Raw genomic sequence first — 14,398 nt, 5'->3', positions numbered from 1 at the left:
TAAGTACTAGGAAACGCATCATGTCACAAATACTCGAACAATTAATGGCTGGCAACGACCTTAGCATTGCTCAGTCTGAACAGTTTTTTTCTCAGGTAGTTAATGGCGAAATTCCTGGCGAATTACTTGCCAGCGTTTTAACCGCATTAAAAATGAAACAAGAAAGTCCTGATGAAATCGCTGGCGCGGCGATTGCCATTCGCGATGCGGCTACCGATTTCCCGTTAAAATGCGACGGTTTAATTGATTGTGTAGGTACCGGCGGTGACGGCGCCCATACCATTAACATTTCAACAACTGCGGCGATTGTGGCTGCGGCCTGTGGCCTTAAGGTTGCCAAACATGGTAATCGCAGCGTTTCCAGTAAATCCGGTTCCGCAGATTTGCTAGAAGCATTTGGCGTAAACCTGCAAATGTCACCGGAAACGGCAGCAAAATGTATTGAAGCATCAAACCTTTGCTTCTTATTTGCGCCTCAATATCACAGTGGTTTTCGCCACGCAGCTCCGGTTCGAAAGGCCATGGGTGTGAGAACCTTGTTTAACATTCTTGGTCCTTTGGTAAATCCAGCAAGCCCGAGCATCATGTTGCTTGGCGTATACAGCCCGGCTTTATTAAAACCAATGGCCGAAGCGTTACAAAAAACCGGGGTGAAACGCGCCTGGGTCGTGCACGGTAGTGGCCTGGATGAAATTGCCATTCATGGTGAGACTCAGGTGATTGAAATTGATGGTGATAGCCTTAGAGAAAAAGTGGTTTCACCAGAAAACTTTGGTCTGGCTCAGTACAAACTTGAAGATATTCAAGGCGGAGAGCCTGAAGAAAATGCCGCTTTCACCAAAGCGATTTTAGCGGGTGATGGCGAGGATGCGCATCGAGATGCCGTGGTGATTAATACCGCCGCCCTACTCTACCTTGCAGGTAAAGCCGACAGCCTAAAACAAGCGGCGGACATGGTATTGACGGTACTGGCCTCAGGTGACGCGTTAAAGACTTTAAACACCATGGTGGAGACCAGCTGTGGCTAATATATTGCAAAAGATTGTTGAAGACAAACGCATTGAAATTGCACAGCGCAAACAGGAATTTCCCCTTGCCAGTTTCATCTACACATTAACACCGAGTCAGAAAAATTTTTACGGGGCGTTAAGCGAGGAAAACGCTGGCTTTATTCTCGAGTGTAAAAAGGCTTCTCCTTCAAAAGGTCTTATTCGTGACGATTTTAATGTCGAAGAAATTGCCGATATTTATCAAAACTATGCGGCGGTTATCTCCGTATTAACTGACGAGAAGTATTTCCAAGGCACCTTTGAATATCTGCAGCAGGTAACGCAACGAGTAAGCTGCCCGGTATTAAACAAAGACTTTTTTGTCGATGAATACCAGATTTATTTAGCCAGATACTATGGCGCTGATGGCGTACTATTGATGTTAAGTGTGCTTGATGACGAAGAATATCTGACGTTAAGCGAGTTAGCGCATTCATTAAACCTTGGGGTGTTAACGGAAGTATCAAACGTTGAAGAAACCGAGCGAGCGATTCGCTTAAACGCTCGCCTTATTGGTATTAACAATCGCAACTTAAGAGACTTAAGCACGGATATCACCCGCACCTTTGAACTGGCGCCGATGATCCCTGAAGATCGTTTGATAATCAGCGAGTCCGGTATTTATCATAACCATCAGGTTCGGGAAATCGCACCGGCAGTTGATGGTTTTTTGGTGGGTAGCTCGATTATGGCGCAAGCGGATATTGACCTTGCCTGTCGAACGCTTATTTATGGCAACCACAAAGTCTGCGGCCTGACTCAAGTAGAAGATGCGATAACCGCCGCCTCAGAAGGCGCGGTATACGGCGGCGTGATTTTCGTTGAAAAGTCGCCACGCTATGTTGAACCAAAGCAAGCCAAGGCCATTATCGATGCGGTGACAGCGAAAGGTCTGGCACTTAATTTTGTCGGTGTATTTGCCGATGATGATATTGAACAGGTTCAGCGCCTTGCTAACGTTTTAAAGCTCAGTGCGGTGCAGCTGCACGGCTCTGAAGACCAGGCGTATATTAATACATTGAAACCCGGGCTGCCATCTGGCTGTCAGATAATTAAGGCGGTTAAAGTTATCGATGCCGCGCCCGAGCTGAATTCGGATGAATTGGGCAACGATTTGTATTTACTTGATAACTACAAAGGCGGCAGCGGCAAGGCATTTGACTGGCAATTGATTGAAGACAGTGATGCCCTGTTTAACAATAGCTTTCTCGCTGGCGGTTTGGCCCCGGATAACCTCGATAAGGCGTTAACCCTGTTGGTTAATCAGGAGTTTTACGGCTTGGATATGAACTCAGGAGTTGAGGGTTCCGCAGGCGTAAAGTCTCCTGAAAAAGTGGCGCTAGCGTTTCGTAAAATCCGACGCTACTAACGCACTTGTAATGACACTCGAGAGACGCATTATAAGAGCTACTCGCAAATTTAGGTAATTGGAATTTAATTCGGACAAAAAAGGCAGGTCCATGAATAACACAGAAACACAATACAATGACGCGTATTTTGGCCAGTTTGGTGGCATGTACGTCAGTGAGTTACTGGTACCAGCGCTTGAGCAGCTGGATCAGGCATTCAAAGATTCTCAACAAGATGAAGCATTCCAACAGGAGTTCAACAACCTTCTGCATAGTTACGCAGGCCGTCCTACGCCACTGACACTTTGTAGAAATTTAGTATCCAATCCGTTAGCGAAGATTTACCTGAAACGTGAAGATTTGCTCCATGGTGGCGCCCATAAAACCAATCAGGTTTTAGGACAGGCACTATTGGCAAAGCGTATGGGTAAAACCGAAATCATCGCCGAAACCGGTGCTGGTCAACATGGTGTAGCTACAGCCCTTGCCTGTGCCCTGTTAGGCCTGAAATGTCGGGTATACATGGGTAAAGTCGATTGTGAGCGTCAACAACCAAACGTGTTTCGAATGAAGTTGATGGGCGCACAAGTGATCCCGGTGACCGCCGGCAGTGGCACCTTAAAAGATGCAGTTAACGAAGCCTTGCGTGACTGGTCTGCAAATTACGATAAAGCCCACTACTTGTTAGGAACGGCAGCGGGTCCTCATCCTTTCCCAACTATTGTTCGTGAGTTTCAGAAAATGATTGGTATTGAAGCCAAACAACAAATTCTCGAAGAACAAGGTCGTCTGCCTGATGTCGTCGTTGCTTGTGTTGGTGGTGGTTCGAATGCCATTGGAATGTTTACTGACTTTATCAAAGAAGACAGCGTCAAGCTGGTTGGCGTTGAAGCCGGTGGTAAAGGGGTTGATACCCATAGCCATGGCGCAACCTTAGTAGCAGGTACCAAGGGCATGCTACACGGTGCTTATACCTACATCATGCAGGATAATTTTGGCCAGATAGAAGAGTCATATTCGGTATCTGCGGGTCTCGATTACCCGGGCGTTGGACCACAACATGCCTATTTGAAGGAAACGGGCAGAGCTGATTATGTGCCTGTCAACGATGACGAAGCCTTAGAAGCCTTTCAGCTACTGGCACAAAAAGAAGGGATTATCCCGGCGCTGGAATCATCCCATGCCTTAGCGCAGGCGCTCAAAATTGCTGATGCAGCAACCGAAGAGACGGTGATTCTGGTGAACCTATCAGGTCGTGGTGATAAAGATTTACAACACGTTTATGACATTTTACAAGGCGATAATTACCGGGAGGGTAACGCATGAGTCAGGCAGGATTAAGATATACCCAATGTTTTGCTGATTTAGCCGAAAACAATCAGGGTGCGTTCATCCCTTTTGTCACCATTGGCGATCCGAATGCCGAGCAATCGTTGAAGATCATAAAAACCTTAATCGATAACGGCGCCGACGCCCTGGAGCTAGGTATTCCCTTTTCAGATCCAAGTGCCGATGGCCTTACTATTCAGTTAGCAGGTAATCGCGCTTTAGAAGCGAAGGTAAATACCGAAACCTGTTTCGATATTCTTAGCAAAGTCAGAGGGTACTCTGAGAAAACACCAATTGGCCTGTTGCTTTACGCCAATCTTGTATTTGCATATGGCGTTGATGAGTTTTACCAAAAGCTTGCGGAAATTGGCGTTGATTCGGTATTGCTTGCCGATGTGCCAATTCGTGAAAGCCGGTTGTTTGTGCAAACCGCCGAAAAGTATGACATCGCGCAAATATTTATCGCCCCACCGAATGCTGATGATGCGACGTTGGAGAAAGTCGCCAAGCTTAGTAAAGGCTATACCTATGTATTGAGCCGTGCAGGGGTTACCGGTACCGAAGTGGCGGCAGCGATGCCATCTGATAAGCTACTTAAAAGACTCGCCGCCTTTGGCGCGCCAGCACCAGTACTTGGTTTTGGTATCTCAACCCCTGAACATGTAAAAGCGGCCATTAGCAGTGGTGCCAAAGGTGCTATCAGTGGTAGCGCAACGGTAAAAATTATTGAAGAAAATCTCGAGCAGCCTGAATTGATGCTGGAAAAACTCGGGGGTTTTGTGCAAAGCCTGAAAGCGGCAACCATTTCCTAGAATCGCTCAGTACTGATATAGTAGGACCTGTTGGTCGTTGATGGATTATTTGCATAATTCTCACTAACTAGTCCTGACAATAAACGCCCTTGAAAACGCAATCAGCTCGAGTAGCCAGTTGCTGACTAAATTGCGATACCCGGACAGCAGATTTTTTACTGACCGGTTATCGCTCATTCAACACCCAAAAGGCTGAAAATATGAGCACAACCCACTGGCTAATCGTTCTGGCTGTATTCGGATTTATCGTCAGCAGCGTTTATTACATTTATAAATCGGCGCGAAAATTCAATCTTACTGAAGAGCAAAAACAGAAGATTGCCGAGCGCAATAAAGCCTGGGAAAAAGAAGAGCGAGAAGAGGATTAGAACTTCGACTTAGCGTTTGAATCGCCCGCCTGTTACCTTTTCTGGCAACCTCTACATAAAAATCAAGCCCTTAAATTCAGGGGTTTAGTGATTTTTAAACTATCCTTTATAGCATCACTGACTTGCAATTGGCGTTACTCCCCCCCTGCCCTAAGTGGCAAACGCGCAACGTTTGCAGGTTTCTTTCTGGTTTTCATTGATTGAGGTGAACTATGGAAACACAAAGTTTAATCGTATTTTTAATTATTGGTGGTGTTGCTGGTTGGTTAGCGGGTCTGCTTATGAAAGGTGGTGGCTTTGGCATTATCGGTAATATTATCGTTGGTATCATTGGTGCAGTAATAGGCGGCTACGTCTTTGGACTATTGGGAATTTCTGCCGGTGGATTTATCGGCTCGATCATTACCGCGACCGTCGGCGCTGCAATACTCTTGTTTATCGTTAAGCTGATAAAAGGTTGATTAGCGACAACTGACTTATCTCATAGAAGGCGACAAATCACTATTATTTGTCGCTTTCAGCATGAAAGCGTAATACCTTTAACATGGTTCGCTGCAGTAGGTAAGCCAAGCGCCTACTGTAGTCATTTATCCTTAATCAATCTTCTAATCCAGCTAATCCACTGGAAAACTGATGAGTGATATTAAAGTAAAGTTCCGTCTGCTCATTGGTTTCCGGGTTCTTTACGTCCATCAAATCATACACCCCATTATCACCATGCAATAGTGACTGACTGATAATCTCCAAACCATGAAGATGGATAAACGCTCTTAACTCATCGGTAGTATAAGTGTGAAAAGCCGTTGTTTCAGATTTACCATCGCCTGTTGACCAGATAGCTTCAATAAATCCGTCTAAAGCAAGTTTGTGTTGCTCACCTAGCCCGACATTACCCAGCTCGAAATTACAAACCATGCTCAAATATTGACCATTCAAGTTGGTATAATTGACATCAATGGCACGACTGGCGTAGCCAACACATTGTGACCAGTTTTCCTCATTCATACTGGCAAAGGCCGATTCAATGTATGCATATTCCGGATTTAAATAAGGTTGGTAACCATCGGAATGAGCGTAGGATACCCGCAAGCGTTGATAGTCTTCGGCTGATGCGGCAACACCTTTGCGAAGAAGGTTCTCTAGCTCTACCATATATGGTTTAGTCACAGTTGCCTTTGGCAGTTGTGCCCCTTCTTTGGCGAAAACGGCCTCTGATAAAATAGTTTCTTGCTTGGTTTCTGCCGGTGCTTCAGCAGTTTTTTTATCGGTACTGGCACAGCCAGTAACGACGAAGACAAACAATAGCCTCAAAATTCTCATAATCATTCCTTTACTCTGCCAGCGTTTTTGGGGGCTATCGTTTGCGATAATGAATGCTGACGAATTGAAAAATCCAGATAATACCAATCCCATTAAGTTTGTGCACAACTCAGAGTTAGGGCCGAGGTTCATTTACAACATAGATTTTATTGATATAGTCATTCTATATTAATGAAATATAGGGCAGTAAATGGGCCTCTCACTAACTCCCTACGGGTGAGTTTTAAAGGCATTTATCCTACGTTACTGATTTTGACAATGGAATAACCATTCTCTGCAATCAAAGCCTTGTCTAAAAGCCTTTAAATTCTCACTGAGTGAGCAATAATTTAATGGGATTGGTATAAGTTATGAGGTTATCAATACCTGTGTATAAAAACAACAATGGTGAATTTGTGAATGGGCTTCGCTGGTGATGTCGAAATTATCGAGTGAGTGATGAGGTGTATAAAGAATTACAGCAGAGCACCTAAGGGTTACGATGCCCTGTTCTTGTTTCGCTGAGGCAATTAGTTACGGTAAATGGTCTGAATCAAATGAAAGCCAAACTGAGTTTTTACCGGTCCGTGAATCTTCAAAATTTCCTTTTTAAACACCACATCGTCAAATGCTTTTACCATTTGTCCTTTGCGAAACTCGCCGAGATCTCCACCACGCTTTCCCGAAGGACATGTCGAATATTTCTTCGCTAATTGCCCAAAATCTTCGCCCTTTTCCAAACGTTTTTTTAGCTTTTCTGCCAAAAACTTATCGTTAACTAAAATGTGTCGGGCACTGGCCATTGCCATTTCTGTTCTCCATTAGATACTTCGAGTAACACAATTTTAATTTAAGTTGAGGTTTTTGCATAACCTTTATCAATTGATATGCGTGGTTTTGAACTGATTAGACCATGTTCTTATCTCTTCACTTAAATCTTTATTTTACCTACAATAGCGAAAATTTAAATTAATCAGGAAATCCCATATGGATGATATTAATTATCTGTTCAATCAAAACAAACTCTGGGCCGAAAAAATCACCCAAGAACAACCCGAGTTTTTTGACCAGCTTGCAAAGCAACAGACCCCTGAATATTTGTGGATCGGTTGTTCTGATTCCCGGGTTCCTGCGAATCAATTGTTGGGATTACCTCCCGGCGAAATATTTGTTCATCGCAATATCGCAAATGTAGTGGTACATACCGATTTAAACTGTTTGTCAGTTATTCAATATGCCGTTGAAGTTTTAAAAGTAAAACACATCTTTGTCTGCGGACATTATGGCTGCGGCGGCGTGGCTGCCTCAATGACCGAAGACCAACACGGCTTAATCGATAACTGGCTACGCCACATCAAAGATGTGCAACGCTTCAATAAATCCGAATTGGACGCCTTAACTGAAGAAGAGAGGTTTAATCGCTTGTGTGAATTAAACGTTGTCGAGCAAGTGAAGAATGTATCGAATACGACTATGGTGCAAAATGCCTGGGATCGTCAGCAACCTCTCACGGTGCATGGCTTTATCTATGACATCAAAAATGGCATTCTTAAAAATCTGGACGTTAGCGTTAGCAATTAATGCCTAATATTGGCACAAAAAATTGGCGTTTAAGTGCCCCAGTAAAAAGCCGATGCTCTAGCATCGGCTTTTTGCTTATTACGAGTGGAGCTAATCAATAATGTTTTTATGGACTTCACCATTTTTCATAATCAACTTAAATTTGGTTTCATACTCATTTAACAATTCCAGCTGTTCTAAAGGATTACCGTCAACCAGCACCAGGTCGGCATAAGCGCCCTCTTTTATCACCCCTAAATCGCCATATTTATAGGGATTCATATCTCCAGACCAACTAAGCACCTCAGCGGCATTTGATGTTCCCATCTTCATAATTTGATAAGGGGTTGCGCCGACTTTTTGCATCCAGACCATGTTATCAGCCTGACGATTATTGTAAGCAGGGCCAAACATATCGCCACCGGTTACAATTAACACATCGTGCTCCAGTGCCCACTTAAACATTTGCGTAGCGCCTTTATTAACAGCTTCAGCTTTTGCTTTTTGATCCGGGCTGAAAAAGGTAATGGATTCCGGGTCGCCAAAAGCTTCTAACGACATAACTGCCTGTGCTGAGAGGGCTACGCCTTCGTCCGCCATGCGTTCAATCGTATCTTCGGAAACCAAAAAGTTATGCTCAATAACTCTGACACCGGCATCGATTGCGCGGTTTACACTACGATCATGATATGCATGAACCAGGACGTAAGAACCATAATCCCTGGCTACTTCTACCGCCGCTTCGAACTCTTCTACAGAGAATTGCGTAGCATGAATGGGATCGAATTCACTGGCTACACCGCCACCAGCCATAAGTTTGATTTGCGTGGCACCGGCTCGGAAATTTTGTCTGGCCGCACGGCGAACTTCGGTTTTGCCGTCAACGATATAACCAAAGCCATGACGCTCTAAATCATCAGTAGAACCAGGTTGGTCGTTAAAACTGCCGGTATCAGCATGACCGCCAGTTTGACTTAAAAAGCCGCCGGAAGGAAAAATTCGTGGACCTTTTAACAGGCCATTATTGATCGCTTTGGCGATGCCTAAATCGTTACACCCGGCACTTCTTGCCGTGGTAAAACCCTGATCCAGGTATTGCAGCATAGCGACATAGGCCCTTGCGCCCATTGCCATCTGATCATAATCATTGCGTCCGACGAGCATGCCTTCCTGAATACAGAAATGTGAATGCATGTCGATTAACCCGGGTATCATGGTCATCTCTTTACCATCGATGACTGTAGCATCATTATTGGCCTTCAGGCCTTTGCCAATGGACTTAATTAATTCGCCTTCGATTAATACATCCTGAGGACCGCTCAGCTTCTTGGAGGTACCATCCCAAACCTTTACGTTTTTAATTAAGGTTTGCGGTAATGGCTCTTCCTCAAAAGAAAAAACCGAAATGGAAAACGTAATACATGACGTGACCAGAGCTAGCTGGGTAATGGATTTGAAACCACGTAAAAACATAGACATCAACCTAAATTCATTGTTTGAATAAAGCGTCGAAGAAAGATAACCATCGAAAGGCTAAAGAGTTTCTTCGTCTGACATTAGGTATAGTCGATATGGGAACAGGTATTGATTTAGCGTTAGATAAAGCGAATAAAATGCTTTCGGGTTGGCGTATTCTGGTCATAAATGCTCAAAATAACAAATCGTTTTGCCATCTTGAAGCAATAAAAAAGCACCAAGACTACAATCTTTGGTGCTTTTCGTTGGGAACAAGGTTCAGGGTTTTAAACCCTTTAGTAGCGCGCTGGAATTAAAGCGTACCACGCTCCATTTGATTCAGCTCAATGGATTCAAACAAGGCCTGGAAGTTACCTTCACCAAAACCAAAATCACCTTCACGCTGGATCATTTCGATGAAAATAGGGCCAAAGATGTTCTTAGTGAAAATCTGTAGCAAATAGGTATTTTCTTTCTGGCTATCAACCAGGATCTGGTGTTCCTGAATACGTTGCTTGTCTTCTTTGATCCATGGGATGCGATCAAAAACATCATCATAATAAGATGGCAGAATATTTAGCGTATCGATGTTATCACGACCTAGTTTGTCTAACGAGCCCACCAAATCTTTGGTGATAAACGCTAAATGTTGTACACCAGGGCCGTTGTATTCATCAAGGTACTCATCAATCTGGTTGTTGTTAGTACCCTTACCTTCATTGATTGGGATACTGAAGTTACCGCATGGAGACTGAAGTGCATATGAAACCAAAGCGGTTTTCTGGCCTTTGATATCAAAGTAACGTACTTCCTGGAAACCAAATACTTCTTTGTAGAAGTTTGCCCATTTCTCCATCGTGCCCTGATAAACATTGTTGGTCAGGTGATCGATTGCCATGAAGCCTTTGTCTTCAACCATGTTACGGTCGGCTTCAGGTAATAATTCGAAATCGTTTTGATAAATGCTGCCTTTATCACCCCATACATCGATGAAGTAAATCAAGCTATCGCCGATACCATAGATTGCCGGATAAGGTAGATCTTTATTGGTAGCATCAGTAGCTGGCTTGGCACCACGACGCACTGCTTCTTCAAACGCGAATTGCGCATCTTTTACGCGCCAGCCCATGGAGCAAATAGCCGGGCCGTGAGACTTTGCAAACTCAGCAGAAAATCCACCACGTTCATTGTTCATCAGAAAGTGGATGTCATTCTGGTTGTAATAAACAATATCTTTGCCTTTAAATTTACGGACACGTGAGAAACCGAATTCCTCGAATACTTTATCCATAAAATCTGTATCTGGTGTGGCGTACTCAGTAAATTCAATACCACATAAACCGATAGGGTTTTTAACGTCTGTCATAATTCTTCTCGAAAACTAGCGATAACTTGATTATTAATCGAAATAAGAGGAGGAAAAAGCCTATGAAAATGCCTGATACAAGCAAAGCGTAAAACAATTTTTACATTATTTTTGAATAACAGGACATCAGCTTGTCGCCAGCGTTTACAGGTGCTGACTGGGAGCTGTAAGGAATTAATTACAGCCTGATTTGTCGCTGATAAAACGGCGGATGATTTCATCAAGGTGCTAAAGATTGCGGCCTCTGTCAAATAGGTTTGCTTAGTCAATTATTGAGTGATGGTCCTCAATTGTAAGCTTCTACTCAATGTCTTCTGCACTGTTAATTTGCACTTAAAACGAAGCCATTAATCAAGACACCCACCTTAATATGCCCGTTATTGACGGGTGTCTTGATAAATAACCATGGGTGTCTTGATAAATAACTATGGGTGTCTTGATAAATAACTATGGGTGTCTTGATAAATAACTATGGGTGTCTTGATAAATAACTATGGGTGTCTTGATAAATAACTATGGGTGTCTTGATAAATAACTATGGGTGTCTTGATATACACCCATAAAAAAACCCGCAAAAATGCGGGCTTTTTTCAGAATACTAAACCGTATTAGCGGCTTTGGCGGTTGGCGCGAGGGCGGCGTTGTTGGGTAACCACAGGTGCTTCTGAGACAGAAATATCCAGTTCCTGACGACGCACACGTACTTTACGCAGCTGGTTGTAAGCTTCTTTAGGCATGCCTTTAGGAAGCTGAACAAAGCTGTGACGATCGTGTAAGTTGATCTGGCCAATATAAGCACTATCCAAAGCAATCTCGTTAGCGATGGCACCAACGATATCACCTGGTTTTGCACCATGCTCTTTACCAACTTCCAGACGGTAGGTCTGCCAATCAACATCAGAGCGAGCTGCCTGACTGCGACGACGCTCTGGACGCTCACCACGACCGCCGCGTTCACCGCGATCACGGTCACGACCACGACGTTCATTGCGGTCACGAGAACGACCTTCACGATCACCGCGCTCACGACGTGGTTTTGGATCTTCTTTCGGCTGGAATGGTTGCTTAAGCTGGGCTTTGTAAAGCATCGCTGCAGCAAGTTGCTCAACACTTAAATCCGACTCTTGGGCCATCTTAGTTAAGATTTCCACCATGTTATCCAGCTCAACATTAGCAACGGTTTCTACTAATTCCTGACGTGAACGTTCGATTCGGCGCTGACCAATTTCCTGAATGCTTGGTAATTCAAAGGTATTGATATTACCTGAGGTAGCACGCTCATAATGACGCAGGTTATACATCTCGCGAGGACGAACGAATGAAATCGCAGTACCTTCACGACCAGCACGGCCGGTACGACCGATGCGATGAACGTAAGATTCGGTATCGCCCGGTAAGTCATAGTTCAATACCAAATCAATACGAGGAATATCTAAACCACGAGCAACAACATCGGTGGCGATCATGATTGAGATCTTGCCATTTTTCAGCTGTTCCACAGTACGCTCACGTTGTGCCTGGTTCATGTCACCGTTTAGTGCCGCACACGGATAACCAAGACGTTCTAATTGCTCTGCAACAGTAATGGTGTCATTACGAGTACGTACGAAAATCAATAACGCGTCGTAATCGTAGGTTTCAACGATACGTTCAACTGCGGTATTTTTGTTGATACCTGTAACTTTCCAGGCCAACTGGGTAATATTCGCTTTTGCCTTTTTCTCGGCAGCAATTTTAACGTGCTCTGGGTCAACCAAAAATCGGTTCGCAACTTTGCGAATTGCCGGTGGCATGGTTGCCGAGAACAATGCCATTTGCGTTTGTTCTGGTAAGTGATCAAGGATCCACTCGATGTCTTCCAAAAAGCCCATGTTCAACATTTCATCGGCTTCATCAAGGGCACAGAAAGAGATATCACCTAACTTTAAGGTTTTACGACGTAAATGGTCCATTAAACGACCTGGCGTGCCTACAACTACCTGAGCACCTTTCTCAAGTTGTGATAATTGTGGACCATAAGATTGACCACCGTATAAGGTCGCGATACGCAGACCACGCATATTTGCGGCAAATTCTTCCAGAGCTTCAGCAACCTGAATCGCCAGCTCACGAGTTGGAGCCAAAACCAGCATTTGCGGCTTGCGGATGCTTACATCAATATTGGCTAGCGCAGGCAAACCAAAAGCAGCGGTTTTACCGGTACCTGTTTGAGCTTCACCAAGCACATGGCGGCCAGCCATCAAAGGTCCAATAGTTTTTTCCTGAATTGGAGTTGGCGTTGCAAAGCCAAGCTTTTCAAGTGAGGAAAGGATAAATTCAGGCAAGCCAAGGGCTTCAAAGCCGTTTTTGGCATTGATAATATCAGTCATTAAATTGTCTTCTCAGTAGGCAGGTAAAACCTGCAGTATAATTAGAGGAAACCACCGGAAGACTTATGGCACATAAAAGAGCATGTTGGAATAATGCTCGGCAAGTCAGTTGGCGGATAAACCCCAATCCCAATTCTGGCCAAACACCTTGTCAAATATGAAAGTGTGAAATTTCGGCGCAGAAGTAATCAAGGCGCGAATCATACCCGCTTAATATTTAAATGCAAGAAAAACCGAACAAAAATCACTCATTAGTAACAATGGATTACATTTATGCAAGGTTTTTCTACTTATCGCGCCTATTTCATCGAATTTAAATCAATTACCTGCTTGGTTTAGCTTTGCTCGACCTATGGTGTTAGCATCCGTTCCAAACCACACGGTATCGTCCTTAGCGTGGTAATACATATAGCGAATGGTTCCGCCGCCGCTTGGAATGTCCGCTGACGAGATAAAGGCTTCTTTTTCGGTATCGAACACTCTCAACTGATTTGGGCTGGTGCCGGTAACGGCAACCCATAACCGCTGTTGATCATCTAATGCCGAGCCATACAAATTAGCCTGAGCGCCTTCAGGCATCTGCCATTGACTAAAGCGCTGGGTCTCTGGCTGATAACGTCCCATATACCCTAACTCATGATCCAGAAACCAAACCTGATCTTTATTGTCAATCTCCAATCGACGTGGTCGCTCCCCTGCTTCTGGCAGAGCATGTAAGGCAAATTGCATACGTTCGCTTTCAACTTTTGCCAACTGATTGGTACCAAACAACACGACCCAGGGGTTGTTGTCAGAATCGATTTTTATGCCATAAGGGCGAGATTCGGGCAAAGGCGAATCCACTAGATCGACCTGTAAACTTTTGACGTTCAGCCGCCCTACTTTGTTTCCCCATTGAGCGGTGAACCAGATATTCCCGGCATTATCAAAGACAAGCGTGTGCGGGTCGATAGGGTTTTTAACTGGCATATCGATACGTTGAATTGCACCATTGTTTGGGTTTAGCCTGCCGATATGGCTATTGCGATTTCCGGCATACCAAATGTAATCGTCTTCATCGATTATCAAATTGTGCGGATAGGTACCATCGGGTAATTCATATTGCTTAAACTCTCCCGATCCAGGATTGAGAGATGCAAGGTAATTGCCTGATTGCCCACAAAACCATACCAATCCGTTGCTATCAACCGCGGGATCCCGTGGTCGGGTATCCGCCCAGGGAACCTGCCACTCTTTAATATCAATCGAAAGTTGAGAATCCGCACCTTTACTCGGTATGGCTGTTAACGTAACAGCGAGAGCCAGACCAAAATTTATCAATCTTTGTAACCTTCTCATCTTATTGCACTTTTTCTATCCACTAATGGACAAAGAATAGCAGACAGTTAAAATAAAAAAGCCACTGAGTATCGCAACCCAGTGGCTAAAATGACAGATCTTCG

General features: G+C 44.2%; 14 protein-coding genes. 8 read left to right on the top strand and 6 right to left on the bottom strand.

Annotated elements, in window-relative coordinates; genetic code table 11:
• Positions 1–20: 20 nt before the first annotated feature.
• The 6 genes from trpD to FNC98_RS05620 all read left to right on the top strand — a co-directional run bounded on the left by trpD (position 21) and on the right by FNC98_RS05620 (position 5,368).
• Positions 21–1,028, top strand: coding sequence for an anthranilate phosphoribosyltransferase (gene trpD / locus FNC98_RS05645; RefSeq protein ID WP_143580338.1), 1,008 nt, complete (start codon positions 21–23; stop codon positions 1,026–1,028).
• Positions 1,021–2,418 (top strand): bifunctional indole-3-glycerol-phosphate synthase TrpC/phosphoribosylanthranilate isomerase TrpF, encoded by a 1,398-nt coding sequence (gene trpCF, locus FNC98_RS05640; protein ID WP_143580337.1) that lies wholly within the window; start codon positions 1,021–1,023, stop codon positions 2,416–2,418. Before trpD ends, trpCF begins: the two co-directional genes overlap by 8 nt.
• A gap of 91 nt (positions 2,419–2,509) precedes the next feature.
• The gene (gene trpB / locus FNC98_RS05635) at positions 2,510–3,724 is read left to right on the top strand and encodes a tryptophan synthase subunit beta (protein WP_143580336.1); all 1,215 of its coding nucleotides are present in this window, start codon (positions 2,510–2,512) and stop codon (positions 3,722–3,724) included.
• Positions 3,721–4,539 carry a tryptophan synthase subunit alpha gene (trpA, locus tag FNC98_RS05630; protein ID WP_143580335.1) on the top strand — a complete coding sequence of 273 codons (819 nt, stop codon included), beginning with the start codon at positions 3,721–3,723 and terminating at the stop codon, positions 4,537–4,539. Before trpB ends, trpA begins: the two co-directional genes overlap by 4 nt.
• A 200-nt stretch (positions 4,540–4,739) precedes the next feature.
• Positions 4,740–4,907 (top strand): DUF2897 family protein, encoded by a 168-nt coding sequence (locus FNC98_RS05625; RefSeq protein WP_143580334.1) that lies wholly within the window; start codon positions 4,740–4,742, stop codon positions 4,905–4,907.
• A 212-nt stretch (positions 4,908–5,119) separates the two neighbouring features.
• Positions 5,120–5,368 (top strand): GlsB/YeaQ/YmgE family stress response membrane protein, encoded by a 249-nt coding sequence (locus FNC98_RS05620; RefSeq protein ID WP_143580333.1) that lies wholly within the window; start codon positions 5,120–5,122, stop codon positions 5,366–5,368.
• A 136-nt stretch (positions 5,369–5,504) separates the two neighbouring features.
• On the opposite strand, the gene FNC98_RS05615 is transcribed toward FNC98_RS05620, so the two are convergent.
• Both FNC98_RS05615 and FNC98_RS05610 read right to left on the bottom strand, forming a co-directional pair.
• A complete protein-coding gene (locus tag FNC98_RS05615) occupies positions 5,505–6,227 on the bottom strand; it encodes a DUF4919 domain-containing protein (RefSeq protein ID WP_185968076.1) in 723 nt (240 codons plus the stop codon).
• A 509-nt stretch (positions 6,228–6,736) separates the two neighbouring features.
• The gene (locus FNC98_RS05610; protein ID WP_143580331.1) at positions 6,737–7,015 is read right to left on the bottom strand and encodes a peptidylprolyl isomerase; all 279 of its coding nucleotides are present in this window, start codon (positions 7,013–7,015) and stop codon (positions 6,737–6,739) included.
• Positions 7,016–7,193: 178 nt separating this feature from the next.
• On the opposite strand from FNC98_RS05610, the gene can reads away from it, so the two are divergent.
• Positions 7,194–7,787 carry a carbonate dehydratase gene (gene can, locus FNC98_RS05605; RefSeq protein WP_143580330.1) on the top strand — a complete coding sequence of 198 codons (594 nt, stop codon included), beginning with the start codon at positions 7,194–7,196 and terminating at the stop codon, positions 7,785–7,787.
• 90 nt (positions 7,788–7,877) lie between these two features.
• Here the strand turns inward: can and FNC98_RS05600 are convergent, their stop codons facing one another.
• Positions 7,878–9,245, bottom strand: a complete 1,368-nt coding sequence (locus tag FNC98_RS05600) for a metal-dependent hydrolase family protein (protein ID WP_221932920.1) — start codon at positions 9,243–9,245, stop codon at positions 7,878–7,880.
• A 92-nt stretch (positions 9,246–9,337) separates the two neighbouring features.
• On the opposite strand from FNC98_RS05600, the gene FNC98_RS05595 reads away from it, so the two are divergent.
• The gene (locus FNC98_RS05595) at positions 9,338–9,538 is read left to right on the top strand and encodes a hypothetical protein (RefSeq protein WP_143580329.1); all 201 of its coding nucleotides are present in this window, start codon (positions 9,338–9,340) and stop codon (positions 9,536–9,538) included.
• Here the strand turns inward: FNC98_RS05595 and hppD are convergent.
• From hppD to FNC98_RS05580, 3 genes are all read right to left on the bottom strand, one after another.
• On the bottom strand, positions 9,535–10,587 hold the full coding sequence (gene hppD / locus FNC98_RS05590) for a 4-hydroxyphenylpyruvate dioxygenase (protein ID WP_143580328.1): 1,053 nt from the start codon (positions 10,585–10,587) through the stop codon (positions 9,535–9,537). The two genes, FNC98_RS05595 and hppD, sit on opposite strands and share 4 nt — an antisense overlap.
• Positions 10,588–11,195: 608 nt before the next feature.
• Positions 11,196–12,956 (bottom strand): DEAD/DEAH box helicase, encoded by a 1,761-nt coding sequence (locus tag FNC98_RS05585; protein ID WP_143580327.1) that lies wholly within the window; start codon positions 12,954–12,956, stop codon positions 11,196–11,198.
• Between the two features lie 318 nt (positions 12,957–13,274).
• Positions 13,275–14,294, bottom strand: a complete 1,020-nt coding sequence (locus FNC98_RS05580) for a lyase (RefSeq protein WP_143580326.1) — start codon at positions 14,292–14,294, stop codon at positions 13,275–13,277.
• Between the last annotated feature and the right edge of the window lie 104 nt (positions 14,295–14,398).

Source organism: Thalassotalea sp. PS06 (genome assembly GCF_007197775.1).
Lineage (GTDB): Bacteria > Pseudomonadota > Gammaproteobacteria > Enterobacterales > Alteromonadaceae > Thalassotalea_A.
This window is presented reverse-complemented; position numbering and strand designations above follow the sequence as displayed.

Coding starts and splice junctions, on each gene's coding strand:
- trpD (WP_143580338.1), top strand. CDS start 21: ATGTCACAAATACTCGAACAATTAATGGCTGGCAACGACCTTAGCATT.
- trpB (WP_143580336.1), top strand. CDS start 2,510: ATGAATAACACAGAAACACAATACAATGACGCGTATTTTGGCCAGTTT.
- trpA (WP_143580335.1), top strand. CDS start 3,721: ATGAGTCAGGCAGGATTAAGATATACCCAATGTTTTGCTGATTTAGCC.
- FNC98_RS05625 (WP_143580334.1), top strand. CDS start 4,740: ATGAGCACAACCCACTGGCTAATCGTTCTGGCTGTATTCGGATTTATC.
- FNC98_RS05620 (WP_143580333.1), top strand. CDS start 5,120: ATGGAAACACAAAGTTTAATCGTATTTTTAATTATTGGTGGTGTTGCT.
- FNC98_RS05615 (WP_185968076.1), bottom strand. CDS start 6,227: ATGAGAATTTTGAGGCTATTGTTTGTCTTCGTCGTTACTGGCTGTGCC.
- FNC98_RS05610 (WP_143580331.1), bottom strand. CDS start 7,015: ATGGCAATGGCCAGTGCCCGACACATTTTAGTTAACGATAAGTTTTTG.
- can (WP_143580330.1), top strand. CDS start 7,194: ATGGATGATATTAATTATCTGTTCAATCAAAACAAACTCTGGGCCGAA.
- FNC98_RS05600 (WP_221932920.1), bottom strand. CDS start 9,245: ATGTCTATGTTTTTACGTGGTTTCAAATCCATTACCCAGCTAGCTCTG.
- FNC98_RS05595 (WP_143580329.1), top strand. CDS start 9,338: ATGGGAACAGGTATTGATTTAGCGTTAGATAAAGCGAATAAAATGCTT.
- hppD (WP_143580328.1), bottom strand. CDS start 10,587: ATGACAGACGTTAAAAACCCTATCGGTTTATGTGGTATTGAATTTACT.
- FNC98_RS05585 (WP_143580327.1), bottom strand. CDS start 12,956: ATGACTGATATTATCAATGCCAAAAACGGCTTTGAAGCCCTTGGCTTG.
- FNC98_RS05580 (WP_143580326.1), bottom strand. CDS start 14,294: ATGAGAAGGTTACAAAGATTGATAAATTTTGGTCTGGCTCTCGCTGTT.